This window comes from Streptomyces sp. CB02923 (assembly GCF_001905005.1).
Taxonomy (GTDB): Bacteria; Actinomycetota; Actinomycetes; order Streptomycetales; family Streptomycetaceae; genus Streptomyces.
Map to the genome: position 1 here is coordinate 311,545 of NZ_LWKZ01000025.1, position 22,796 is coordinate 334,340.

At 72.6% G+C, this 22,796-nt stretch carries 18 protein-coding genes, 1 tRNA gene and 1 pseudogene; 14 read left to right on the forward strand and 6 right to left on the reverse strand.

Annotated features, from left to right (window positions below; all coding sequences use genetic code 11):
- Positions 1 to 194 precede the first annotated feature (194 nt).
- The 3 genes from A6A06_RS29555 to A6A06_RS29565 are packed head-to-tail and all read left to right on the forward strand — an operon-like array spanning position 195 to position 1,938.
- On the forward strand, positions 195 to 875 hold the full coding sequence (locus A6A06_RS29555) for a dual OB domain-containing protein (RefSeq protein WP_073765180.1): 681 nt from the start codon (positions 195 to 197) through the stop codon (positions 873 to 875).
- A 14-nt stretch (positions 876 to 889) separates the two neighbouring features.
- Positions 890 to 1,504, forward strand: coding sequence for a DUF488 domain-containing protein (locus A6A06_RS29560; RefSeq protein ID WP_073765182.1), 615 nt, complete (start codon positions 890 to 892; stop codon positions 1,502 to 1,504).
- Positions 1,501 to 1,938, forward strand: a complete 438-nt coding sequence (locus A6A06_RS29565) for a DUF488 domain-containing protein (RefSeq protein ID WP_073765184.1) — start codon at positions 1,501 to 1,503, stop codon at positions 1,936 to 1,938. Before A6A06_RS29560 ends, A6A06_RS29565 begins: the two co-directional genes overlap by 4 nt.
- 86 nt (positions 1,939 to 2,024) lie before the next feature.
- Here A6A06_RS29565 and A6A06_RS29570 read toward each other — a convergent pair.
- Both A6A06_RS29570 and A6A06_RS29575 read right to left on the reverse strand, forming a co-directional pair.
- Positions 2,025 to 2,112 (reverse strand) — tRNA-Ser (locus tag A6A06_RS29570).
- 41 nt (positions 2,113 to 2,153) lie between these two features.
- Positions 2,154 to 3,911, reverse strand: a complete 1,758-nt coding sequence (locus A6A06_RS29575; protein ID WP_073765186.1) for a trypsin-like peptidase domain-containing protein — start codon at positions 3,909 to 3,911, stop codon at positions 2,154 to 2,156.
- A 288-nt stretch (positions 3,912 to 4,199) separates the two neighbouring features.
- On the opposite strand from A6A06_RS29575, the gene A6A06_RS29580 reads away from it, so the two are divergent.
- From A6A06_RS29580 to A6A06_RS29595, 3 genes are all read left to right on the forward strand, one after another.
- The gene (locus A6A06_RS29580; RefSeq protein ID WP_073765188.1) at positions 4,200 to 5,042 is read left to right on the forward strand and encodes a glycerophosphodiester phosphodiesterase; all 843 of its coding nucleotides are present in this window, start codon (positions 4,200 to 4,202) and stop codon (positions 5,040 to 5,042) included.
- A gap of 53 nt (positions 5,043 to 5,095) precedes the next feature.
- Positions 5,096 to 5,902 carry an ATP-binding protein gene (locus tag A6A06_RS29590; RefSeq protein WP_079194439.1) on the forward strand — a complete coding sequence of 269 codons (807 nt, stop codon included), beginning with the start codon at positions 5,096 to 5,098 and terminating at the stop codon, positions 5,900 to 5,902.
- 607 nt (positions 5,903 to 6,509) lie between these two features.
- Positions 6,510 to 7,478, forward strand: coding sequence for a DUF5926 family protein (locus A6A06_RS29595; protein ID WP_073765190.1), 969 nt, complete (start codon positions 6,510 to 6,512; stop codon positions 7,476 to 7,478).
- A 499-nt stretch (positions 7,479 to 7,977) separates the two neighbouring features.
- Here the strand turns inward: A6A06_RS29595 and A6A06_RS29600 are convergent, their stop codons facing one another.
- Together A6A06_RS29600 and A6A06_RS29605 are read right to left on the reverse strand one after the other, a co-directional pair.
- On the reverse strand, positions 7,978 to 8,607 hold the full coding sequence (locus tag A6A06_RS29600; protein ID WP_073765192.1) for a hypothetical protein: 630 nt from the start codon (positions 8,605 to 8,607) through the stop codon (positions 7,978 to 7,980).
- A 309-nt stretch (positions 8,608 to 8,916) separates the two neighbouring features.
- The gene (locus A6A06_RS29605; protein ID WP_073765194.1) at positions 8,917 to 9,636 is read right to left on the reverse strand and encodes a bifunctional DNA primase/polymerase; all 720 of its coding nucleotides are present in this window, start codon (positions 9,634 to 9,636) and stop codon (positions 8,917 to 8,919) included.
- A gap of 671 nt (positions 9,637 to 10,307) precedes the next feature.
- Between A6A06_RS29605 and A6A06_RS29610 the strand changes: the two genes are divergently transcribed.
- Together A6A06_RS29610 and A6A06_RS29615 are read left to right on the forward strand one after the other, a co-directional pair.
- Positions 10,308 to 12,023 carry a PP2C family protein-serine/threonine phosphatase gene (locus tag A6A06_RS29610; protein WP_073765196.1) on the forward strand — a complete coding sequence of 572 codons (1,716 nt, stop codon included), beginning with the start codon at positions 10,308 to 10,310 and terminating at the stop codon, positions 12,021 to 12,023.
- Between the two features lie 218 nt (positions 12,024 to 12,241).
- Entirely contained in the window at positions 12,242 to 13,714 is a 1,473-nt protein-coding gene (locus A6A06_RS29615) for an aminopeptidase P family protein (RefSeq protein ID WP_073765198.1), read from the forward strand.
- A gap of 147 nt (positions 13,715 to 13,861) precedes the next feature.
- Here A6A06_RS29615 and A6A06_RS29620 read toward each other — a convergent pair whose 3' ends face one another.
- Both A6A06_RS29620 and A6A06_RS29625 read right to left on the reverse strand, forming a co-directional pair.
- Positions 13,862 to 14,665 carry a TetR/AcrR family transcriptional regulator gene (locus tag A6A06_RS29620; RefSeq protein ID WP_079194441.1) on the reverse strand — a complete coding sequence of 268 codons (804 nt, stop codon included), beginning with the start codon at positions 14,663 to 14,665 and terminating at the stop codon, positions 13,862 to 13,864.
- 394 nt (positions 14,666 to 15,059) lie between these two features.
- Positions 15,060 to 15,551 carry an ATP-binding protein gene (locus A6A06_RS29625; RefSeq protein ID WP_073765200.1) on the reverse strand — a complete coding sequence of 164 codons (492 nt, stop codon included), beginning with the start codon at positions 15,549 to 15,551 and terminating at the stop codon, positions 15,060 to 15,062.
- A gap of 303 nt (positions 15,552 to 15,854) precedes the next feature.
- Between A6A06_RS29625 and A6A06_RS29630 the strand changes: the two genes are divergently transcribed.
- From A6A06_RS29630 to efeB, 6 genes and pseudogenes are all read left to right on the forward strand, one after another.
- The gene (locus A6A06_RS29630) at positions 15,855 to 16,700 is read left to right on the forward strand and encodes a hypothetical protein (protein ID WP_073765202.1); all 846 of its coding nucleotides are present in this window, start codon (positions 15,855 to 15,857) and stop codon (positions 16,698 to 16,700) included.
- A 139-nt stretch (positions 16,701 to 16,839) separates the two neighbouring features.
- A complete protein-coding gene (locus A6A06_RS29635; RefSeq protein ID WP_073765204.1) occupies positions 16,840 to 17,640 on the forward strand; it encodes a YcnI family copper-binding membrane protein in 801 nt (266 codons plus the stop codon).
- An 81-nt stretch (positions 17,641 to 17,721) separates the two neighbouring features.
- Complete coding sequence (locus A6A06_RS29640) at positions 17,722 to 18,369, forward strand: SCO family protein (RefSeq protein ID WP_073765206.1); 648 nt, start codon at positions 17,722 to 17,724, stop codon at positions 18,367 to 18,369.
- Positions 18,366 to 18,806: pseudogene (locus tag A6A06_RS29645) on the forward strand (copper chaperone PCu(A)C); the annotation flags it as partial. The gene A6A06_RS29640 and the pseudogene A6A06_RS29645, both read left to right, overlap by 4 nt.
- A gap of 151 nt (positions 18,807 to 18,957) precedes the next feature.
- The gene (locus A6A06_RS29650) at positions 18,958 to 21,264 is read left to right on the forward strand and encodes a copper resistance CopC/CopD family protein (protein WP_079194442.1); all 2,307 of its coding nucleotides are present in this window, start codon (positions 18,958 to 18,960) and stop codon (positions 21,262 to 21,264) included.
- Complete coding sequence (gene efeB / locus A6A06_RS29655; RefSeq protein ID WP_073765210.1) at positions 21,264 to 22,589, forward strand: iron uptake transporter deferrochelatase/peroxidase subunit; 1,326 nt, start codon at positions 21,264 to 21,266, stop codon at positions 22,587 to 22,589. The genes A6A06_RS29650 and efeB overlap by 1 nt, the downstream gene beginning before the upstream one ends.
- Positions 22,590 to 22,796 lie beyond the last annotated feature (207 nt).

Below are 22,796 nucleotides of genomic sequence, written 5' to 3' on the forward strand. Positions count from 1 at the left end.
AAGAGGTGGTTTGCCACCCCGGACCATGAACTACGGGCGGCTCGGCGAGCCCTTTCCCCGAATTTCCGAGCGCGGGCCCCCGGCCCGATCCTGGCCGATAGCGGCGGCTACGCACGTGACAACCGTCGCTCTGTGTTAGTGCGCTGCGTTACCGTCACGCACGGAGCAGGCGCACCAGCCTTGGGGGGCAGCACATGGCCACGGTCAAAACGCTCACATGTTTGGCGAACTCCCGCAAGCATGCGGGCCGATGTGTCGCAGGCATGGCCGACGACGGTTCCGGGCAATGGATACGCCCGGTGAGCAACCGCTCCACCCACGAGGTATCCGAACACGAACGGCAATACGCCGACGGATCGGACCCGAAAGTCCTCGACATCATCTCCGTGCCGCTCCTCCGCCCTCAGCCACACGGCTTCCAGAGCGAGAACTGGCTCCTCGATCCCGAATACTACTGGGAGAAGACCGGCCGGGCCGGGTGGGGCAGCCTGCTGAAGCTGGAGCAGCATCCGAACACCTTATGGACGAACGGGAACAGCACTTACCACGGCTGCAACAACCGCGTCACAGCCGACCAGGCAGACGCTTTACCGGACTCACTCAAGCTCATACGCGTCGACCGCGTGACGTTACAGGTGCACGTCCCGGGCGCAGCGTTCAACGACCCCAAACGGGCCGTGGACGCACATTTCCACCACGCCGACTGCAAGTACATCCTGCGAGTGACCGATCCCGAATACGAACAGACCTACCTGGCCAGATCCGACGGAATCTACAGACTGAACGAATCCTTCCTTTCGGTGAGCCTCAGCGAACCACATGAAGGTTATGCTTACAAATTAGTGGCAGCCATCATCGAGCGAGCGAAAATCTAAGCAGGCAGCAAGCAATGACACCACCCACCGCATTCACAGTCGGCCACTCCACGCACAGCGTTTCACATTTCCTGAGCCTGCTGCAGAAGCATGAGATCACGGCGGTCGCCGATGTACGGTCGACGCCCGCCAGCCGGTTCACACCCCAGTTCAACCGGGACGCGCTGAAGCGCAGCCTGAGTGACGCCGACATCAAGTACGTCTTCCTCGGCGACGAACTCGGAGCGCGCACGAGAGACACCACTTGCTATGTCGACGGGCGGGTACAGTACAGCCGCCTCGCCGAGACGCCCGATTTCATCAGCGGCATCGACCGTTTACAAAACGGCGCCCAGACCGAGCGCATCGCCATCATGTGCACGGAACAGGAACCGCTCGACTGCCATCGCTGCGTACTCGTCGCACGGACGCTCGAAGAGCGCGGAACCGCCATCGCCCACATTCACGGGGACGGCCACATCGAGAGCCACACCATGGCCATGCAACGCCTGCTGGCCGGCTTCGGCCTGGACCAGGCCGAACTGTTCCGCACACCGGCCGAACGCCTCCAGGAGGCCCTCAGCCGCCAGGAACAGCGCATCGCCTACGTCGACGAGGAGCTTCGCATCAACGGGACGCCGGAAAAATGAAACTGCACACCATCGGCTTCACGAAGAAGTCCGCCGAAAAATTCTTCGGACTACTGAAAGAAGCCGGAGTGACCACGCTGGTCGACGTCCGGCTCAACAACGTCTCGCAATTATCCGGCTTCGCCAAGCGCGACGACCTGAAGTACTTCCTCGGCGAGATCTGCGGCGCGCAATACGCCCACCGCATCGACCTGGCGCCGACCCACGACATGCTCGACGACTACAAGAAGCGACGCGTCGACTGGGCAACCTACGAAGAACAATTCGTGGAACTGATAAAGAATCGCCGCATCGAGGACACCGTCCCGCGGGAACTTCTCGACAACGCGGTCCTGCTGTGCAGCGAACCCACCGCACACCACTGCCACCGCCGACTGGTGGCGGAACACCTCGCACAGCAATGGGGCGACGTCACGGTCAGCCATCTGACATGAGGCCCCGAAGAGCCGCCCAGCCCACGCAAGAGGGGCGCCCGATCCGCTCGGACGCCCCTTCTGACCAGCTTGTCTGCTGACCTGGGCGGAGGCTGTGGGATTTGAACCCACGGTGAGGGGTTACCTCACGACAGTTTTCAAGACTGTTCCCTTAGGCCGCTCGGGCAAGCCTCCCCGCGCGCCGGTGGACGGTGCGCGGGGATCAGACTAGCGCGTCACTTGTCGCCCGTGCGCTGGCCCAGGGTCACCTGGGTGGTGAGCTCCTTGCCGCCGCGCTTGTAGGTGAGCGTCACCTTGTCGCCCGGCTTGTGCTGGTAGATGGTGCTGATCAGGGTGGGGCCGCTGTCGATGACGGTGTTGTCCAGCTTGGTGATCGTGTCGCCGGGCTTCAGGCCGGCCTTGTCGGCCGGGCCGTTCGGGGTGATCGAGGCGGAGCCGCCGGCGCCGCCGTCCTGGGCGATGGTCGCGCCGTCGCCGGTGTCGCGCATCAGGACCTGCGCGCCGATCTGCGGGTAGACCGGCTGGCCCTTCCTGATCAGGTCGTCGGCGACCCGCTTGGCCTGGTCGATCGGGATGGCGAAGCCGAGGCCGATGCTGCCGGACTGGCTCTCGCCGCCGAAACCGCCGCCGCCGTTGCCCGCGGACTGGATGGCCGAGTTGATGCCGATGACGCTGCCGGAGGCGTCCATCAGGGGGCCGCCGGAGTTGCCCGGGTTGATCGAGGCGTCCGTCTGCAGGGCGCTCATGTACGAGGGGGTGGCGTTGCCGCCGTCGCTGGAGGCCACCGGGCGGTTCTTGGCGCTGATGATGCCGGTGGTGACCGTGCCGGAGAGGCCGAAGGGCGCGCCGATGGCGATCGTCGCGTCGCCGACCTGGACGTTGGCGGACTTGCCGAGCGGGAGCGGGACGAGGTTGGCGTCGGAGGGGTTCTTCAGCTTGATGACGGCGACGTCGTAGCCCTGGGCCCGGCCGATGACCTCGGCGGCGTACTTCTTGCCGTTGGAGAACGTCGCGGTCAGTTTGCCGCCCTGGGCGGCGCTGGCCACGACGTGGTTGTTGGTGAGGATGTGGCCCTGCTTGTCGTAGACGAAGCCGGTGCCGGTGCCGCCCTCGCCGGTCGCGCCCTGCGCCTCGATCGTCACGACGCTGGGCAGCGCCTTCTGCGCTATGCCGGAGACGGAGGTGGGCTTGCGGTTGAGCGCCTCGGGGTCGCCGGAGGCGGAGACCGTCGTCGAGTTCGCGTCGTCGCGGCCGGCGGCCCAGAAGCCGATGCCGCCGCCGATGCCGCCGGCCACCAGCGCGGCGACGAGCACGGCGGCGATCAGGCCGCCGTTGCGGCGCTTCTTCGGCGCGGGCGCGCCCGGGGCGCCCCACACGCCGTCCGGGCCGCCCGCGCCGCCGCCTCCGTATCCGGGCGGGGGGCTGCCCCAGCCGCCGCCGGAGGCGCCGTGCGCCGCCGTCGCGTACGAGGGCGGCGTGGTCGGGTGGGAAGGGGCGCCCTCGCCGTGCTGGGCGCCCGGGTAGGACTCGGCGCCCGGGTAGGACTGGGCGTCCGCGTACGGCTGCGGCTGAGGGGCCGTGTGCGGCTGGGAAGCCGTGTGCGGGCCGCCTGCCGGGTGGGGGTGATCCTGCGGTTCCTGCGGGGCCTGCGGGCCGGTCGGCTTCGAGAACTGCTGCGTACGGTCGGAGGTGCCGGCCGGGGTGCCGTCCGCCGGGCCCGCCTGGCCGGCCGTCGGCGCGAACTCCGGCGGCGGGGGCGCGGCCGGCGGGGTCGCGGCGGAGGCGGACGATGCGCCCGGGGCCCCGGCCGCCGTGTCCGCTCTGTCCGCTGCCTGCGGCGCGTCCGCCGCGCCCCGCGCACCCGCGCCCTCCGAAGGACGCGCACCGGACTCGGGTGCGCTGTCCGACGCCTGGGGCGCCGTCGGCGGCTGGGCCTCCGGCGGGACGGCGGCGCCCTCGTTCTCGGTGCTCACGGCTCTCTCCTCAGCTTCGCGACGGTGCCGGGCCACGGCCCGGCCTCTCCTTCAGGATGCGGTTCGGTGTCCAGGATGCGGTGTAGCAACCTGGCGTACGGGCGACGGGCAGGCAGTACCGGCGACTGTCACAGGTGCCAGCCTTTCCCACCGCGCGTCAGGTCGCCGTAAGCCGAGGCTGTGACTGTCTCCCCATCCTTTATGTCGGACAAAAACGGCGCATCTGGTGTTATGCGGATCAGGTAGTGCACAAGGCGACCCTCCCGCGGGCGATGGCACGATAACCCGGTGACCACCGCGTACCCGCTCCGGGACCGCACCCCGGGCCCTTCCCCCATTTCCGTCGTAGCCCATCGTGGCGCGTCCGAGGACGCGCCGGAACACACTCTGGCCGCTTATCGCCGGGCGATCGAGGACGGCGCCGACGCGCTGGAGTGCGATGTGCGGCTCACCGCCGACGGCCATCTCGTCTGCGTGCACGACCGCCGGGTCAACCGCACTTCCAACGGGCGCGGCGCGGTCTCCGCCCTGGAGCTCGCCGACCTGGCCGCGCTGGACTTCGGCTCCTGGAAGGAGGACGAGGACGGGACCTGGGAGGCGCCGGACCGCCAGCACGAGGACCCGGAACGCGTCTCCGTCCTGACCCTGGAGCGACTTCTCGAACTCGTGTCCGATGCGGGCCGCCGTGTCGAGCTGGCCATCGAGACGAAGCACCCCACCCGCTGGGCCGGTCAGGTGGAGGACCGGCTGGTCGCCCTACTGGCCAGATTCGGCCACACCAAGGCCACGGCCGAGGCCCCGCCGCCGGTCCGCGTCATGAGTTTCTCGGCCCGGTCGCTGCACCGGGTGCGGGCCGCGGCCCCCGACATCCCTGGTGTGTACCTGATGCAGTTCCTGACGCCGCGCCACCGCGACGGGCGGCTGCCGCCCGGTGTGGGCATCGCGGGACCCGGCGTCCGGATCCTGCGCGCGCATCCCGAGTACGTGTCCAGGGCGCACCGCGCGGGCCACCAGGTGCACGTCTGGACCGTCAACGATGAGGCGGATGTCGACCTGTGTGAACGCCTGGGAGTGGACGCAATCATTACGAACCGCCCCAAACAGGTACGAGCCCAACTCGGTCTGGGGTAACGGTCGTGACGGGGAGTGCACCGGCGCATTCGACCCGTATTCGATCGTGACGAGTGCGTCACCGCACCGGGATTGGCCGGTTTCCGGTCCAGGCCATTGGGGCATTCATCCCGTGGCGTGGGGCGAAGGAGGTCTCGGGGGTGGCGTTGATGGTGGCACAAGAGGTGCCGACGGCGTCGGTCATGGCCGTACCCCATGGTCCGTCAGGGGTCGGGTCGGCCAGGCGGCGTATGCGTGCCGAGCTGCTGGCAAGCGGCGTTCAGGACACGGTCGTCGACGATGCGGTACTCATTCTTTCCGAACTGCTGAGCAATTCCTGCCGGCACGCACGCCCGATGTGCGTGCTGGAGGCACCAGGTTCCGTACGCGGCTCCGCCCGCGACGCGGTGCCGGACGCGATACGCGCCGCATGGCGCATCGACGGACACGGCCAGTTGACCATCGCGGTCACCGACGGCGGCGGTCCGACCCGGCCACAACCAGCCACTCCGTCGGTCACCGCCAAGGGCGGCCGCGGGCTGGCGATCATCCGGTCCATCGCCAAGGAATGGGGCGTGGAGGACACGGAGGGTGAGGTCACGGTCTGGGCCCTGCTCACCCTCCACGGACTCCGCAGCGCGTTCGCTACGCGCGTTGACCTCTCCGCGGAGCTGTCCGCCGACTTCTCCGGCGGCGGGCTCAACGGGCGGGCGAACGGCGTCACCCCGGGGCGCACCTCCGGCCTGACGCGGACCGCCCGAGCGCCGGAGCCCGCCGGGGAACCGGCCTCCCGCCTCGGCGAACCGGCGGCCGGGCGGCGCGCGGCCCGCGGACCGGGGCCGGAGCTGACACTGGTGGAGTGCGACCGCTCGGCCGGCTGAGGACACGGGCATGCCGGCGCCTGAGGCGGTCGGGCGGGTCAGCGCGGCGGTCGAATCGACGGCGGCCAGGGGGACGGCTGCTCGCTCGGAGGGACGGCCGTTCGCCCGGAGAGACGGCTGCTCGCTCGGAGGGCCGGCTGCTCGCTCGGAGGGACGGTCGGACCGACGGCCGCCAGGGCTGCGGTCGGTCCGGTCAGCGCGGCGGTCGGCCGACGGCCGCCAGGCCGGGGACGCCACGCCAGGCCGGGCACGCCAGGCACGCCGGACACCGGGGGCCGGGGCCGGGCCGGTCAGGGCGCAGCAACGGCGCGTCCGGGCGGGCTACGCGCTCAGCGGGCGCCCGTACGCTCCCGGCGTACCCCCGCCGTCCGGTCCGCCGACACGGCCGTACGGCGACGAGCGGTCGCGCGGGACCAATTCCGGCGGCCCGCCCGGTCGCGGACGGTGGACGGGCCGTCCGAGGACGGCGGGCGGCACACCGCGTCCTCCGCTTCCCCGGCGGTACGCGGCCACCGGCCGCAGCGCTCGGCGCAGGGCGGGCACAGTCGTCTAGGCTCGCGCCGGAACGCGTCCGTACGCCCAGGAACGACCAGGAGAAAGCCTCGCCATGGCCAAGAAGCGCCGTCCCCAGACCAAGGCCGCAGCACCGCAGATCAAGGACGGCGAGGTGCCCGTCGTCGGAGCGCGCGAGCCCTGCCCCTGCGGCTCCGGCCGCCGCTACAAGGCGTGCCACGGCCGGACCGCGGCGCACGCCGCGACCGAGCTGGTGCAGCGCCCCTTCGAGGGCCTCCCGCGCGAGTGCGACTGGGTGGCACTGCGCGAGCTGGTGCCCGCCGCCACGGTCGAGTTGACGCTCAAGGACGGACTGCCCGAGGGCGTGCCCTCGGTGACACTGGCGACCGTCCTGCCCATGGCATGGCCGGCGCTGCGCCGCGACAACGGCGCCGTCCTGCTCGGCCTGCAGAACGACACCGCTTCGGGTGACCTCAGCCGCGATCTCGCCGACACGCTGCGCCGCGCGCTGGCCGCCGAGCCGGGCACGCCGGTCGCCGCCGAGCGCGCCGCCGCGGACGGTCCGCGTCTTCAGGACCTGCTGGACCCGGCCGCGCCCTTCGAGCCCCAGGTGCACAGCGGCTTCGAGTTCTGGGTGGAGGACGCCGAGAACGCGACGGGCGAGGTCGCCGCCTCTCTGGAGCGGGCGAACGCCGCCGCCATCCCGACCGCGCGGCTGGACGGCCTGGAGGGCGCGTACTGGTGCGAGACGCCCGAGAAGAACCACCTGCGCTGGGTGATGGCCCACCCGGAGGAGCAGCTGCTGGACGCGCTGGCCCGGCTGCACGCCGCCGGTACGTCCTCGCTCGGTGAAGGCACCCGGCTGGTCGGGTCGTTCCGCGCGCACGGCCTGGTCGTGCCGGTCTGGGACCTGCCCTCCGGGACGGGGGCCGACGACGTGGCCAAGCCGGCCGCCGCGTTCGCCGAGCGGCTCGCCGCGGCGCTCGCCTCGGACGCGCCGCTGACGCCGGAGGAGCGCCGTGCCCGCGGCGGCCTCACCAACCGTCAGGTGACGCTGAGCTGACCGTGGTCCGTGGGGCGCGGATCGGCCCGCCGGGCGTGACTCCGGTCACAACTGGACGTACCGACCAGTAAATACGCGTCCGGAATTCCACGATCGAATTTGCGAACCGCCGATCTCTTGTTACCGTTCTAGGAGCCCGGTCGCTGGTGCATCCCCCGTCGCCAGCGACCGGGCGCTTCCATGCCCGCGTCCGCAGGACCGAGCGGGCGGCCCCGGCCCCGCGAGAGCGCCGGGAGAACGCCACCGGGGACACCGTCCCGGCGCGACCGGCCCGCCACACCCCCTGTGAGCCCGCCTCCCGCCACGTCAGGCCCGCCGCGCACATTCCGGCGGCCCACTCGCTGCCACAGCCCCGTACCGGGCGTCCTGGACGCCGCGGGCAGCCCACCGCCGCGCCGGGCCCACGGCACACCTCCTGCCGCTCCCGTACCGTCATGGGTCCGAACCACCCCTGGTCATTGGTCCGACCACCCGGGGTCATCGGTCCGAACCACCCGGGTCATCGGTCCGAACCGCCCTGCCCCGGCGCCGGGTTGCTGCCGGAGCGCAGCAGCTTCCGCTCGCCCCGCACGTCGGCGACCTCCGCGACCGCGGCATACGGCGCCCGGACGCCGCCGGTCGTCGCCTCGCGCGGACTCTCGCAGGTCCCGGGCTCGTCACCGGCCGGCAGCTCGCAGTGCGCCTGTACGGTCCGGCCGTCCGGCCCCATCAGGGTCAGGACGGCGCGCAGGGGCTCACCGGAGGTGTTGCGGTAGTACGTACGCCCCCAAGTCCGCCCGCCCTCGGTGAGAACACACGTCTGGGCTTCCACCCCTTCGGGTGATGCGAGTTCGGGACCGCAGCGGGCGGCACGGCGGCCGTCGGACGCGGCCGGGCGACCGGCACCGACGGGCGCCGCCGCGGTGCCCGCGCGCGGAGCCGGATGCGCGCCGCGGGACGGGCCCGGTGCCGCGTATGAGCCCGCCCGGACCGGAACATTGACGTCCGGATGTGTAGCACTCGCGGAGTCATCGGCTGCCGACCGTTCAGATTCGGCCGGACCGGCGGTCGCGGCGGCCAGCGGCAGCGCGACGGCGAGCGCGACCGTGCTCGCCAGCGCGATCATGCGGAGATTCGGCGCACGCTCCATGGGACCACCTGGGGTTGTCAGGGCGACGGATTGACCGCCGGATTGACGGTGCGCCGAACATATCGGCCCGGAACGGGCACATACCGGGCCCGTACCCCCGAATCCCCGCCAACACCGGGCAGCTCACACCCGTACGAGTGAACCGCCCGCGCGTTCTTTGTCCGCGCCGAGCGGTGGGAGGGGGCCCGGGAGGGGCCCGGGAGGGGTCCGGAAGGGGATGCGAAGGAGTTCGGAAGGGGACGCTTCGGTGCGGCCGGGCGCGACGGACGACGGCGGGGCGCCGCAGCGGGCGCCCCTCGGCCCGGCGGTTCAGTACGCGAGCCGGCTGCCGCCGTCCGGCGCGCTGGTGCTCGCGGTGACCAGGGCGTCCACGATGGTTTCCACCTGCGGCAGCCAGGGCGCTGCCGGGCCGGTGCCCGGCGACCGCTCCCAGTGCACCTTGCCCGCGCCGATCTGCGAGGGCGGCAGCACCACGTAACCGCCCTCGCTGTGAAAGCGCAGCGAGCTGGGTACCCAGTCCCGGGAGTGCAGCAACTCGCCCAGTTCCGCGAGGGAGTACGGGGCGACCAGCAACGACCAGCGGGTAGGGGTGGCGACGACCGGGCCGGTCCGGACGCCGAAGTGGTCCAGGGCGGCCAGCGCCCGCGCCCCGGCGACGGCCGGCAGGCTCAGCGCGCAGGGCGCGCGGCCGCCGGTGGCCAGCAGGACGGGCGCGGTCGGCCGGTTCGTCCACCACCAACGCACCATGCGGGCATCGGTGGTGGCCGCGAACAGGCCGGGGTCGAAGGGGTGCGCGCCGGGCACCACACAGTCCGGGTCCGGGCAGCTGCACGGGCGCGTCCCGCGCTCGGCGCGGCCGCGTCCGCCGGGTGGCTTGCCGCCCGCCTGTTTCCCGCCGGTCCGCAGCCCGACGCCCGGGAGTACGGGCCACTGCCACTCGGTGGCGCAGTGGAGCGCCGCACCGAGCAGCGCCGACCTTCCACTGCGCCGGAGCTGGAGCTTGCGTCGCCTTCCGAGGATCTCGCGCATGAGCGCTCGTTCCTTTCCGTTAACGCCGAGGGCTGGGTCCATCGCACTACATGCCGGTTCATGCCGCTGCGTGGCGTTACGAGGTGGCTCCTGCGAACCCCTGACGCCACGTGGATCTCTGGTCACTGCCTGTACGGAGCAGCGCATCACGCCATACGCCGAGCGTGGAACGTGGCGGAGGGTGGCGCGCGCATGGCGCTTGCTGTCCCGTGGAGCGGTTCCGCCACTTGGGGGTGCGGTGCGGCGCGGTCGTCGCCGTGTTAGACGCCCGTGCCGGTCGGAGAGTTCCGGCGCGGCCCCAACTGACTCCGCGCCTTTCCGAGTACGTACCCGCCATGGTGGTGATGACGCACTGTCGAACGCCGCCAGTCGACCTCAAATTGACGTTCGGGGGGATATTTTCCGGCCAACTTCCTCGCCTCAATGACACCACAAACCCCACGGGGACAATGCTGGACATCGTGTCACCAGGGCGTGTACATGTGGAGGCATTAATAGCGGAGCAGCATGACATGGGGGTTTGCGATGCTATTGAGGAAATTGAGCAGTTCGACACACTACTCAACAACACTCAACAAAATGCCGCAATCCGCTCCAACAAGCGGTCTGACCTGGGGTTTCACCCGGCGCTACGTAAGCCGTCGGCCATGACCACCCCTCACGTTCCGAAAGTGGCTGGAATCGAACCAGCACTTCCCGCCCCCACTCACACTGCCGAGTCCGCAGCCGCAGCAGCCCCTGCGGACACCCCACCCGAAGCCCGCCCCACCGATGTCCAGGACCGCCTGGCCGGCTGGATCTCCGACCTCACCACGCTGCACGGCCTCACCGAGCAGCTGGCCCGTACGCGGACCCTCGACGCCGCCCTCCGGGAGCTGCTGCGCGCCGGTGCCTCCCTGGTGGGCGCCCGGCGCGGACTGGTGGTCCTCGAACCGTCCGACGGGCGCGGGCCGGACACCACCATCGGCCTCGGCCTCGGCCGGGCGGACATCGGCCACATCGAGACCGTGCCGCGCCGCGCGCTGTCCTTCGGCCGGATTCTCGACGGCCTCCCCGTGCCGGACGGTCACGAGCGGGACCGCACGCCCGGCTCGGACGGCGGCCCGGACGGCGGGCAGGCCAGCGGGCAAGCCGGCGGGCAGGCCGGTGCGGCGGCGGACGGCGGCCCCCTGGACGGCGGGCCCTTGGACAGCGGACCCCTGGACAGCGGGCGCGCGGACGGCTCCGGCTGCGTCGCCTGCGGACGCGGCGACGTCGCCCAGCCCGACATCCCCGGCGAACCCGGACTCGACCCCCGCCTACGCGAGGTCGCCGCCCGCCTCGGGTACGCGGCCAGCTACGCCGTACCGCTGGAGGCCGGTTCCGTCGGCCGGTTCGGCGCCGCGGTCTGGCTCTACGACGAACCCGCCCAGCCCGCCGAGCGGCAGCGCCACCTCGTCGGCCGCTACCTCGCGTACGCCGCCGAACACCTCGCCCGCCTCCTCGAACTGCACCGCCAGCGGCAGACCGTTGCGACACTGCGCGAGGAGCTGCTGCCCAGCAGGCTGCCCCGCGTCCCCGGCGTGCGGCTCGCGGTACGGCACGCCTCCGGGCCGCTCGGCGGCGGCGACTGGTACGACGCCCTGCCGCTGCCGGACGGCGCACTGGGCCTGGCGGTCGGCTCCGTCACCGGCTCCGGGCCGGGCGCGGTGGCCGCCATGGGGCGGCTGCGCGCTTCACTGCGCGCCTACGCGGTGATGGAGGGCGAGGACCCGGTCGCGGTCCTCTCCGACCTCGAACTGCTGCTGCGGCTGACCGAACCGGCGCGCAGCGCGACGGCCCTGTTCGCCTTCGCCGAGGCGCCGCAGGGTGTGCCGGGTGCACCGGGCGTACCGGGCATGCCAGGTGTACCGGGTGCACCGGGCGCCGGTGCGGGACCGGGTGCCGGTGCGTACGGCGGGTCCGGAGCCGGCGGATACGGAGGGGCCGGGTCCGGCGGAACGCACGGCGGACGGACCGGCGGCGCGACGGCCGCGCGCCGGATCGTGCTGGCCGGGGCGGGCCACTGCCCGCCGCTGATCATCGGCGACCGGCGCACCGAGTACGTGGAGACCTCGCTGTCCGCGCCGCTGGGCATGCTGGCGTGCTGGGAAGCGCCCAGCGTCGCGCTGGCACCGGCGCCAGGAGAAACCCTTCTGCTGTACAGCGACGGGCTGCTGCGCCGCACCGGCGAGCCGATGGACCGCGCCTTCGCCCGGCTGCACTCCGCCGCCGCGGGCGTCCCCCGGTCCGTACGCCACGATCCCGAGGCGCTGACGGACCACCTGCTGCGCACCCTGCTGCCGGACGGGCTCGACGACCCGGAGTCCCCGGAGGACGTGGTGGTGCTCGCGGCGTACTTCGAGTAGGGCGGCGTACTTCGGGCAGGGCGGCGTACTTCGAGTAGGGCGCCGTACTTCGAGTATCCGAGTAGGGGCGCAGAGCCCGGTGCCCCCGCGTGTCCGCCCCGCCACCCGCTGTCGGCGGCGCATGTCCGGACTGTCTGATACCTCACCGCTTCCGGCCCCTGGACCGCGTTCCCTGCGCACTTACGATGGAACGCGGTGCAGTCTTACAAGGAGGCATAGTGACCGACGAGCTCACGCCGGAGACCCCGGACGAGGACGAGCAGCCGATCCAGCAGCGCAAGAACGGCCTTTACCCGGGTGTATCGGACGAGCTCGCGGAGAACATGACGTCGGGCTGGGCCGACACCGAGCTGCGGGACCTGGAGCCCATCGAGCAGGCTCCGAACGCGGCCCGGCGGCGCGCGGCGCTGTCCCGCCGCTTCCCCGGTGAGCGCCTGGTGATCCCGGCGGGCAACCTGAAGACCCGCTCCAACGACACCGAGTACGACTTCCGCGCCTCGACGGAGTTCGTCTACCTCACGGGCGACCAGACCGACGACAGCGTGCTCGTCCTGGAGCCCCGCGAGAACGGCGAGGGCCACGACGCGACCGTCCACCGGCTGCCCCGCTCCGACCGGGCGAACGGCGAGTTCTGGCTGGACGGCATGGGCGAGCTGTGGGTCGGCCGCCGCAACAGCCTGACCGAGGCCGCCACGCTGCTCGGTGTGGCCTGCGCCGACGTGCGTGAGCTGGCCGGCGCGCTGCGCGGGGCGACCGGCCCGGTCCGCGTCGTCCGCGGCCACGACGCCGGCATCGAGGAGGCGCTGGCCGACAAGGTCACCGCCGAGCGCGACGAAGAGCTGCGGGTGTACCTCTCCGAGGCGCGCCTGGTGAAGGACGACTTCGAGATCGGCGAGCTGCAGAAGGCGGTCGACTCGACCGTGCGCGGCTTCGAGGACGTCGTGAAGGTCCTCGACAAGGCCGAGGCGACCAGCGAGCGCTACATCGAGGGAACGTTCTTCCTGCGTGCCCGCGTCGAGGGCAACGCCGTCGGCTACGGCTCGATCTGCGCCGCGGGGCCGCACGCCACCACGCTGCACTGGGTCCGCAACAGCGGCCAGGTGCGCTCCGGCGACCTGCTCCTGCTGGACGCGGGCGTGGAGACCACCAGCCTCTACACCGCGGACGTCACCCGTACGCTGCCGATCGACGGCACGTACAACGACCTCCAGCGCAAGATCTACGACGCCGTGTACGAGGCCCAGGAGGCGGGCATCGCGGCGGTCAAGCCGGGCGCCGCGTTCCGCGACTTCCACGACGCGTCGCAGCGCGTGCTCGCCGAGAAGCTGGTGGAGTGGGGCCTGGTCGAGGGCCCGGCGGACCGGGTGCTGGAGCTGGGGCTGCAGCGCCGCTGGACGCTGCACGGCACCGGCCACATGCTCGGCCTGGACGTCCACGACTGCGCCGCCGCCCGTACGGAGTCGTACGTCAACGGTCCGCTGGAGGCCGGCATGGTGCTGACCGTCGAGCCCGGCCTGTACTTCCAGGCGGACGACCTGACCGTCCCGGAGGAGTACCGCGGCATCGGCGTCCGCATCGAGGACGACATCCTCGTCACCGAGGACGGCAACCGGAACCTGTCCGCCGCGCTGCCGCGCCGCGCGGACGAGGTCGAGGCGTGGATGGCGGGGCTGACCGGGCGCCAGGCCTGATCACAGCCGCTGCCGTGATCGCGTCGTAGGCGCGGTCGCGTCGCACGCGCGGTCGCGTCGTAGTCGCGGTCGCGTCGCACGCGCAGTCGCAGTCGCCAGGAGGCGGCCGGTGGTCCCTGAAGGGGTCACCGGCCGCCTTCGGTGCTTTCAGGTGCTTCCCGTGCTTCTCGCGCTTCCCGTGCTTCCGGCGCTCCCGGCGTCCTCGGTCGCTCTCGTACGGCCGTCCTGCCCGGTCTCTTCGGCGTCCCGCACAGCGCCCGCTCCGCCCTCGGCAGGCGCGGGAGCCTCGCCAGGCGCGGGAGCCTCGGCAGGCGCGGGAACCTCAACAGGCACGCGAGCCTCGCCAGGCGCGAAAACCCCGGCGCGTGCCGCCGCCCAGGCGGCCTCGGCGGCGCGGTCGGCCAGCCGGAGGTCGACGGGCTTGCGGGCGATCAGCAGCCGGTAGTAGAAGGGCGCGCCCAGGGCGGCCAGGACCTCGTCCGGATCGGCGCCCAAGGGCAGTTCCCCGCGTTCCGCCGCGCGCGGCACCATGCTGCCGGCCAACCGCAGCCGCTCGTCGAAGAACTGCCGCAGCACGTCGGCGGCCTCGGGCTGGCGGGCGGCGGCGGACACCACCGCCTCCAGCAGCCCGCGGTAGCGCGGCTGTGCGTAGAAGGCGGCGATCGAACGGGCCAGTGTGCGCAGGTCGCCGAGGAGCGTGCCGGTGTCCGGGAGCGGGATCTCGCCGCTCACGTCGGACATCAGCTCGCAGACGAGCCCCTCGGTGGAGCGCCAGCGGCGGTAGATCGTCGCGACGTGCACCCCGGAGCGCTGGGCGATCCGCTCCATGGTGAGCGCGGCGTATCCGCCCTCCCCCAGTTCCTCGAAGACCGCGTCCAGTACGGCTTGTCTCGTACGCGCGGTACGTCCCCCCGGCCGGGACGCTCCGGGAGAGGGCTGCGCTGTGCTCACGGCGGCTCCGTATTGCAGTGCGGGTGCAGGCCACGTATCGTCCAGAACACGCTATCGCGAGTCGCTTCGCGTTAGCGCGGGTGTGCGTGGGTCCCGCGGCAGTCGGGGACGCGGCGGGGGACGTCCTTCCCCTGCGGGACCGCGCAGCCCGCCACCCGCCGGGCGCCGGCCGAACGCCGCCTCCCGGATGCTTCTTCGGCACGTCGGATCCCGTCCGTACGCCTACGGGACGCCGGATCGCGTCGGCGCCGGATCACGTCGGCGTCCGATCGCGTCCGCCGGAGCCCGTCCGTACGCCCGCGCCTCCCGTACGCCCGCGCCTCCCGTACGCCCGCGCTCCGGTACGCCGAGGCCTCCCGTACGGCGAGACCTCCGGTACGCCGGGGCCTCCCCCTCACGACGCCATCAGCGGTACCTCCTCCTTCCACTTGAGGATCTTGTCGAAGCTGACCACCGCGCCGCGCCGCCCGGTGCGGTTGCGGTAGCGGACGTGGTCGGTCAGGGCCTCGATCAGAAACAGCCCCCGTCCGTGCTCGGCCTGGGCCGGGGCGGGGGCTGCCATGGGTGGGGGCGGCGCGTGATCGGGCAGTGCGCTCCGCTCGGGGCGCTTGGGCCTGCGGGCCCGCTCCCGGAAACCGGGGCCGGAATCGGTGACTTCGATACGACAGGTGTCGCCGTTGATGAAGGCGGTGACCCGGTAGTCCTCCGTGGCGGCGTCGCCACCGTGTTCGACGGCGTTCGCGCACGCTTCGGAGAGGGCGACGGACAGGTCGTGGGAGATGTCCGGGTCCACCCCGGCCGTCTCCATCGTGCCCAGCAGGAGCCGCCGGGCGAGCGGAACGCTCGCGGCCTCGCGCCGCAGATGCAGGGACCACCAGATGCTCATCGCTGCAGCCTCCTGGTCGCGGCTCGACATACCGATACGTATTGCCGGGGCGCATGGTCCGTAAGCGTGCTCCGGACGTGACTCCCCTCATTCGGCGGATGCGCCCCCGACACCCGCCGGTGTAACGGCGCCCTGCGTGCGCCCGCGTGCGCCCCCGCGCCCGCCGCTGTCGCACCGGCGCCGCCCCCTTCCCCGCGCCCCCCACCCTGACCTGCCCGGACCGGAACGGCGCGGTCCGCCGGGTGCGCGGCGGCAGGACCTGCCGTATGCGGGCCGTAGGGCCAGTGGGATGATGGCGCGGCCATGACTGCCCCGTCCGACCCCGATGAGCGCGCCGCCGCGGATCTGCGGCTGCTGAGGGCCGCGGTGTTCACCGCGGTCTGCGTCGCGCTGTCCGCGGCCGGGCACATGATCGGTTCCTGCGCCGCCGTCCCCCTGTGGACGCTGGGCGTGGGCTGTGCGGCGGTGTTCGCCGTCGCGGCGCCGCTGGCCGGGCGGGAACGCTCGCTGCCCGGCATCGCGGTGGCGCTGGCCGTCGGCCAGCTCGCGCTGCACACCGTCTTCGCGCTGGGGCAGCACCGGATGGCCGCCGTGCCCACGTCAGCCACGGCACCGGCCGGCGGCGGACTCTCCGACCAGGCCGCCATCTCCCTCGCACGGCACGTCACCTGCGGCCTCGGCGCCGGACAGCTGGACGGCGCCGCGGCGCGCCGCATCCTGCACACCTCGGCCATCGGCCCCGGTGGCCTGGGCGCTCCCGGCGGCGCCGGGCACGCCATGGACCCGGCAGCTCCGGCCTCCACGGCGGCGCACGGGCTGCTGCCCTCGCTGCCGATGCTGCTGGCGCACCTGCTCGCGGCGCTCGCCGCCGGCTGGCTGCTGCGCCGCGGCGAGGCGGCCCTGTGGCGGCTGGTACGGCTCTCGGCGCCCGCGGCGCGGGAGGCGTCGGCCGTGGCGGAAGCACTCGTGGGCGCACTGCGGGGCGCACTCGCGCTCGTACGCGCCCTGTGCGCCGGTCTCCTGGAGGCGGCGGACACCCGCCCCGTGGCGCGTTTTTCGTACGGGGACGACCAAGCCCGCCCGAAGGCCCCCGCGCTCCAGCACAGTGTCGTCAGGCGGGGACCGCCCGCCCTGGCCCTGGCGGCCTGACGACCACGCACCGCACACTCCCCGCAGCAGGACCGGGCACGCCCCGGCGCACGGGAGGAGGCGGCGTGCGCCGTCGTCGCCGCACGCGCGCCAGCCGTTCCTTCCCCCGTCCCTCCTGCCTGTGGAGTGCATTTCCGCCATGTCCGAGACCACTGCCGTACCGTCAGCGTCCACCGCCGTACCGTCACGGAGCGCCGCACGGACCCCGGACGCCGGCCGCCGCGGCCGGCTCGCCCGCCGTCTGCCCGTCGTCGGCGGCCTCGCGGCGGGCAGCGTGCTGCTGCTCGCCGGCCCCGCCTTCGCGCACGTCAGCGTGCAGCCCGGCCAGGCCGAGCAGGGCGGCTACGCGACGATCAACTTCAAGGTCCCCAACGAGCGCGACAACGCCTCGACCGTGAAGCTCGAAGTGACCCTGCCGACCGACCACCCGCTGGCCTCCGCCATGCCGCAGCCGGTGCCGGGCTGGAAGGTGGACGTCACCAAGTCCAAGCTGGACAAGCCCCTGGAGACGCACGGCAAGAAGCTCACCGAGGCCGTCTCGAAGATCACCTGGACCTCGGACGGCAGCAAGATCGAGCCCGGCCAGTTCCAGCAGTTCCCGGTCTCGGTCGGACAGTTGCCCAAGGCCGACCAGATGGTCTTCAAGGCCCTCCAGACGTACGACAACAACGAGGTCGTACGGTGGATCGAGCCGACCAAGGAGGGCGGCCCCGAGCCGGAGAACCCGGCGCCGGTGCTCCAGCTGACCCCCGCGTCCGGCGACGGCCACGGCTCCGGCACGGCCGACGCGAAGAACGCCGGCGGCGACGCGGGCGACGCCCGGCAGGCCGCCGCGGACGGCAGTGACACCACCGCGCGCGTCCTGGGCGGCGTCGGCATCGTCGTCGGCATCATCGGTGTCGCGTTCGGCGTGCTCGCCGGCCGGCGCCGCGGCGCCTGAACCGACCCCGTGCCCGTCCCGGCCCCCGCACTCGCGGGCGCCGGGGCGGCACCCCCTTCCTGAAAAACGGGACACACGTACATGCGTAAGAGGAATCTGATCGCCGCCGGCGTCGCGCTGGTCTCCGCCCTGACCCTGTCCGCCTGCGACAACGGCGACAGCGACAAGCCCGCCGCCAGCGTCTCCGGGGGCACCCGGTCCGAGCCGATCGTCACGCTCGACCGGCCCATGGAGAAGCCGGACCTGGTCCTGACGGACACCGAGGGCAAGAAGTACGACCTGATCGAGCAGACCAAGGGCCATCCGACGCTGGTCTACTTCGGCTACACCCACTGCCCGGACGTCTGCCCGCTGACGATGAACAACATCGACGTGGCGATGCGGCAGCTGCCCAAGGCCGAACAGGACGACCTGCGCGTCGTCTTCGTCACCTCGGACCCCGAGCGGGACACCTCCGCCGCGCTCAAGAAGTGGCTCGGCGGCATCAACAAGAAGTTCGTCGGCCTGACCGGATCCTTCGACACCATCCAGGCCGGCGCGCGCAGCGTGAACATCGGCATCGAGAAGCCCGTCAAGAAGAAGAACGGCGACGTGGTCTCGACCCACGGCGCGCAGGTCCTGCTCAGCTCCCCCAAGGACGACAAGATCCACTGGATGGGGATGCAGGACGCCGGCGTCGACCACTACTCCAAGGCACTTCCGAAGATCATCAAGGGACAGAACCCGTGAACCGCCGCACCACCCTCGCCGCCGTACTCGCCCTGACCGCCGGATTCGCCCTCGCGGGCTGCGGCGGGGACAGCGCACCCGAACTGAAGGTCTCCGGGGCGTACCTGCCGCAGCCCGTCGACCAGAGCATGGCCGGGGCGTTCATGGTCATCAAGAACTCCGGCGGTACGGCCGACAAGCTCACCTCCGTCACCAGCGACCTGTCCGACGACATCACCATCCACACCACGAAGAACAACAAGATGGAGGAGGTCAAGTCCCTGGACATCCCCGCGAACGGCGAACTGGAACTCGCCCGCGGCGGCAACCACCTGATGTTCATGGGGCTGAAGAAAAAGCCGGCCGAGGGCCAGCGGGTCACCGTGGAACTGCACTTCGGCACGTCCGAGCCGGTCAAGGTCGACGTCCCGGTCGAGTCCGCCACCTACGTCCCGAAGAACGGCGGAGCGAAGGCGGGCTCCGGCGAAGGGGGAGCGGCCGGCCACGAGAAGATGCAGCACGGCGGCTCCCAGCACGACGGCTCGCAGCACGAGGGATCCATGAACGACCACTCGCAGCACGACGCCAAGAAGTAGGGGGCGCCTCGCCATGACCACCACCGTCCTCTGCGCACCGGGCTCCGGCGCCCGCGCTCCGGGCGCACGCCGGGAACGCGCCCCGCGCACCCGACGGCCGTCCGCGCTGCGCCTCCTGGTGCTCGCGGCGGCCCTGCTCGGCGCGCTCTTCGGGGGCGCCGCCCCGGCCTCCGCCCATGCCGCGCTGACCGGCAGCACTCCCGCGCAGGGGTCGGTGGTGCAGAGCGCTCCCGAACAGGTCACGCTCACCTTCTCCGAGGGTGTCGCGATGGGCGACGACTCGGTCCGGGTCCTGGACCCGCAGGGCAAGCGGGTGGACCGCGGCAAGCTGCGCGACCTGTGCAGCGGCGAGACGGTCAAGTACGGCGCCGGGCTGCCCCCCGGGCTGCCGGACGGCACGTACACCGTCGCCTGGCAGGCGGTCTCCGCCGACAGCCACCCGGTCTCCGGCGCCTTCACCTTCTCGGTGGGCGCGCCCTCCGCGACGAGCGCACCGCTGCCGCAGCAGGAGGTCGGTGGCGGGGTGGTCGGCGCGCTGTACGGCATCGCGCGCTATCTCGCGTACGCCGGCTTCGTCGTCCTGGTGGGCGGGGCGGCGTTCGTCCTGGTCTGCCGTCCGGCCGCCGCGCGCGTACGGTCCGTACAGCGCCTGGTCGCCCGCGGCTGGGCCGCGCTGACCGCCGCGACAATCGCGATGCTGCTGCTGCGCACCCCGTACACGACGTCCGGGGACCTCGCCGACGTCTTCGATCTCGGCGGGCTCCGCCAGGTCCTGGAGACCAAGCCGGGGGCCGCACTGGTCTCCAGGCTGCTGCTGCTCGCCGCCGCGGCGCTGTTCGTGGCCGTCCTCTTCGGCGCGTACGCCCGCGCACAGCGGGGCGAGGGGCGTACGGGCGCGGAGGCGGCGGACGGGGGAGAGGGCGCGCCGGGCGCACCGGAAGCGCCGGTCACGCCGGGCGCGCGGGATACACCGAGCACACCGGGGACGTCGGACGCACCGGGTACGGACGAACCGGGTACGGACGCCCCGGGCAGCACCGCCCCCGTCGGCGACGCCAAGCGCCGCAAGGACCTCGTCTTCGGGCTGTCCCTCGGCGGCGGCATCGTCGCCGTGGGCCTGGCCGCGACGTGGGCGATGGCCGAGCATGCCTCGACCGGCCTGCAGACCGCCGTCGCCATGCCCGTCGACGTCCTGCACCTGCTGGCCGTCGCCACCTGGCTCGGCGGCCTGACCGCGCTGCTGGTCTCCCTCTACCGGGGCCCGTCCGTGGCCCGTTCCGAGGTGCGGCGCTTCTCGCGGCTCGCGTTCGGTTCCGTCCTGGTGGTGGTGGCGACCGGTGTCTACCAGTCGTGGCGGCAGGTCGGCACGTGGAAGGCGCTGGCCGACACCTCGTACGGGAAGCTGCTGCTGATCAAGGTGGCGCTGGTCGTCGTCCTCGTCGGCGTCGCCTGGTTCTCGCGGCGCTGGACGGCGCGGCTGGGCGAGGGCCCGGCGCCCGAGGCGGAGGCCACCGCCGTACTGGAGAGCGTCGCGGCGCGTACGGAGACAGCAGCGGCGCGGGACGAAACGGCGCGAGGGGAAAAGCCGGCACGGGACGGCGCCGCGGCCACTGGCGCGGCGCACACCGGCAATCCCGCGGACACCGGCGGCACCGCACGCACTGGTGGCACCGCACACACCGATGGCCTCGCGCACACCGACGGCCCCTCACACACCGGCGATCCCGCAGCGGACCCCGACCCCGCGCGGGCCGCGCAACTCGAACGGCAGCGCGCCGCGCTGGACACCGCCCGTACCAAGCGCATCCGCGACGCCGACCCGGAGCGCTCCGGGCTGCGCCGCTCGGTCCTCGCCGAGGCGACGGTCGCCGTGGTCGTGCTGGCCGTCACCACCGTGCTCACCTCCACCGAACCGGCGCGTACGGAGGAGGCCGTGAAGGCGGCGGGCGGGGCCGGGCAGTCGGCCGACGCCAACCAGCCGCAGGTGCTGAACATCCCCTTCGACACCGGCGGTCCGCGCGGCAAGGGCACCGCGCGCGTCGACCTGGACCCCGGCCGCAGCGGCAGCGCCAACGCCCTGCACCTGCGGATCGCCGATCCGGACGGCAGGACACAGGACGTCCCGGAGGTGAAGGTCTCCTTCACTCTTAAGGAGAAGGACCTCGGACCGCTGCCGGTCACCCTGGACCACGTCAGCGAAGGACACTGGAGCGCGCGCGACGTCCAGTTGCCGGTGCCCGGACAGTGGCAGCTCTCCCTGGTCGTACGGACCTCCGACATCGACCAGGTCACCGAGACCAGGAACGTGAAGATCAACTGATGACGACCACCGCTTCTCCCTCCGGCGACGCCTCCGGGGCCGACGGCCGCACCGGTTCCGGCACCGGCCCCGAGCGCGCCGAGACCCTCGAACTGTCCCGTAGGCGCCTGCTGGGCACCGTCGGTGCCGCGGGCGCGGCAGGCCTGGTCGCCGGTGCCGCGGGCGGCGCGATCGGCGTCGCCGCCGCCCGGGACGAGCCGCCCACCGCACTGAACAGCGTCGGCTCCACCACGGTCGCCTTCCGCGACGAGCGCGCCCGGCAGCAGGCGGGCATCACCACGCCCCTCCAGGCGCGCGGCCACCTCGTGGCCTTCGACCTCGCGCCGGGCGCCGGGCGCAAGGAAGCCGCCGCCCTGCTGCGCCGCTGGTCCCGTACGGCCGAGGACCTGATGGCCGGGCGCACCCCGGCCGCGGACACCGGCGTCGCGCTGGACGCGGGCCCGTCCTCACTCACCGTCACCTTCGGCTTCGGCCGCACCTTCTTCGACCGTACGGGGCTGACCGCGCGGCGCCCCGTCCAGCTCGAACCGCTGCCGGACTTCTCCTCGGACGCGCTGGACGCCGGGCGCAGCAACGGCGACCTGTGGATCCAGATCGGCTGCGACGACGCGCTGGTCGCCTTCCACGCGCTGCGCGCCCTCCAGAAGGAGGCCGGGGACACCGCGCGGCTGCGGTGGCAGATGAACGGCTTCAACCGCACGCCCGGCGCCACCGCGGGCCCGATGACCACCCGCAACCTGATGGGCCAGATCGACGGGACCAACAACCCCAAGCCCGCCGAACCGGACTTCGACGAGCGGATCTTCGTCGGCCGGGACGCGGGCAGCGGCCCGCACGCCTGGATGCGCGGCGGCTCGTACGCCGTCGTCCGCCGCATCCGGATGCTGCTGGACGACTGGGAGAAGCAGCCGCTGGCCAAGCAGGAGAAGGTCATAGGCCGCCGCAAGGCCGACGGCGCGCCGCTGACCGGCGGCGACGAGCACACGAAGATGGACCTGGACAAGAACGCCGCCGACGGGCTGCCGGTCGTTCCGGCCGACGCGCACGCGCGGATCGCGGCGCCGGAGTCCAACCAGGGCGCGGCCCTGCTGCGGCGGCCCTACTCCTTCCACGACGGGTTCCGGGACGACGGCGCCCCGGACGCCGGGCTGCTGTTCGTCTGCTGGCAGGCCGATCCGCTGCGCTCCTTCATCCCGATCCAGCGCAAGCTGGACCGCGGGGACGCGCTGTCGCCCTTCCTGCGGCACGAGGCGAGCGGGCTGTTCGCCGTGCCGCCGGCCGCGGTGGCGGGCGGGTACGTGGGGCAGCCGCTGCTGGAGGGGTGACCGTATGGGCGTGGGTCCAGCGGGTCCTGCGGGTCCAGCGGGTCCCACAGGCCCTGCGGGTCCCGCGAAGTCTGCGGGTCCCGCGGAATCTTCGGGTCCTGCGGGTCCCGCGGAATCTTCGGGTCCTGCGGGTCCCGCGGAATCTTCGGGTCCTGCGGGTCCTGCGGGTCCCGGAAGGCCACCGGGCGTTTCCGGGGCCCGTGAGCC

Coding starts and splice junctions, on each gene's coding strand:
- A6A06_RS29555 (WP_073765180.1), top strand. CDS start 195: ATGGCCACGGTCAAAACGCTCACATGTTTGGCGAACTCCCGCAAGCAT.
- A6A06_RS29560 (WP_073765182.1), top strand. CDS start 890: ATGACACCACCCACCGCATTCACAGTCGGCCACTCCACGCACAGCGTT.
- A6A06_RS29565 (WP_073765184.1), top strand. CDS start 1,501: ATGAAACTGCACACCATCGGCTTCACGAAGAAGTCCGCCGAAAAATTC.
- A6A06_RS29595 (WP_073765190.1), top strand. CDS start 6,510: ATGGCCAAGAAGCGCCGTCCCCAGACCAAGGCCGCAGCACCGCAGATC.
- A6A06_RS29600 (WP_073765192.1), bottom strand. CDS start 8,607: ATGGAGCGTGCGCCGAATCTCCGCATGATCGCGCTGGCGAGCACGGTC.
- A6A06_RS29605 (WP_073765194.1), bottom strand. CDS start 9,636: ATGCGCGAGATCCTCGGAAGGCGACGCAAGCTCCAGCTCCGGCGCAGT.
- A6A06_RS29625 (WP_073765200.1), bottom strand. CDS start 15,551: ATGAGCATCTGGTGGTCCCTGCATCTGCGGCGCGAGGCCGCGAGCGTT.
- A6A06_RS29630 (WP_073765202.1), top strand. CDS start 15,855: ATGACTGCCCCGTCCGACCCCGATGAGCGCGCCGCCGCGGATCTGCGG.
- A6A06_RS29635 (WP_073765204.1), top strand. CDS start 16,840: ATGTCCGAGACCACTGCCGTACCGTCAGCGTCCACCGCCGTACCGTCA.
- A6A06_RS29640 (WP_073765206.1), top strand. CDS start 17,722: ATGCGTAAGAGGAATCTGATCGCCGCCGGCGTCGCGCTGGTCTCCGCC.
- A6A06_RS29650 (WP_079194442.1), top strand. CDS start 18,958: ATGACCACCACCGTCCTCTGCGCACCGGGCTCCGGCGCCCGCGCTCCG.
- efeB (WP_073765210.1), top strand. CDS start 21,264: ATGACGACCACCGCTTCTCCCTCCGGCGACGCCTCCGGGGCCGACGGC.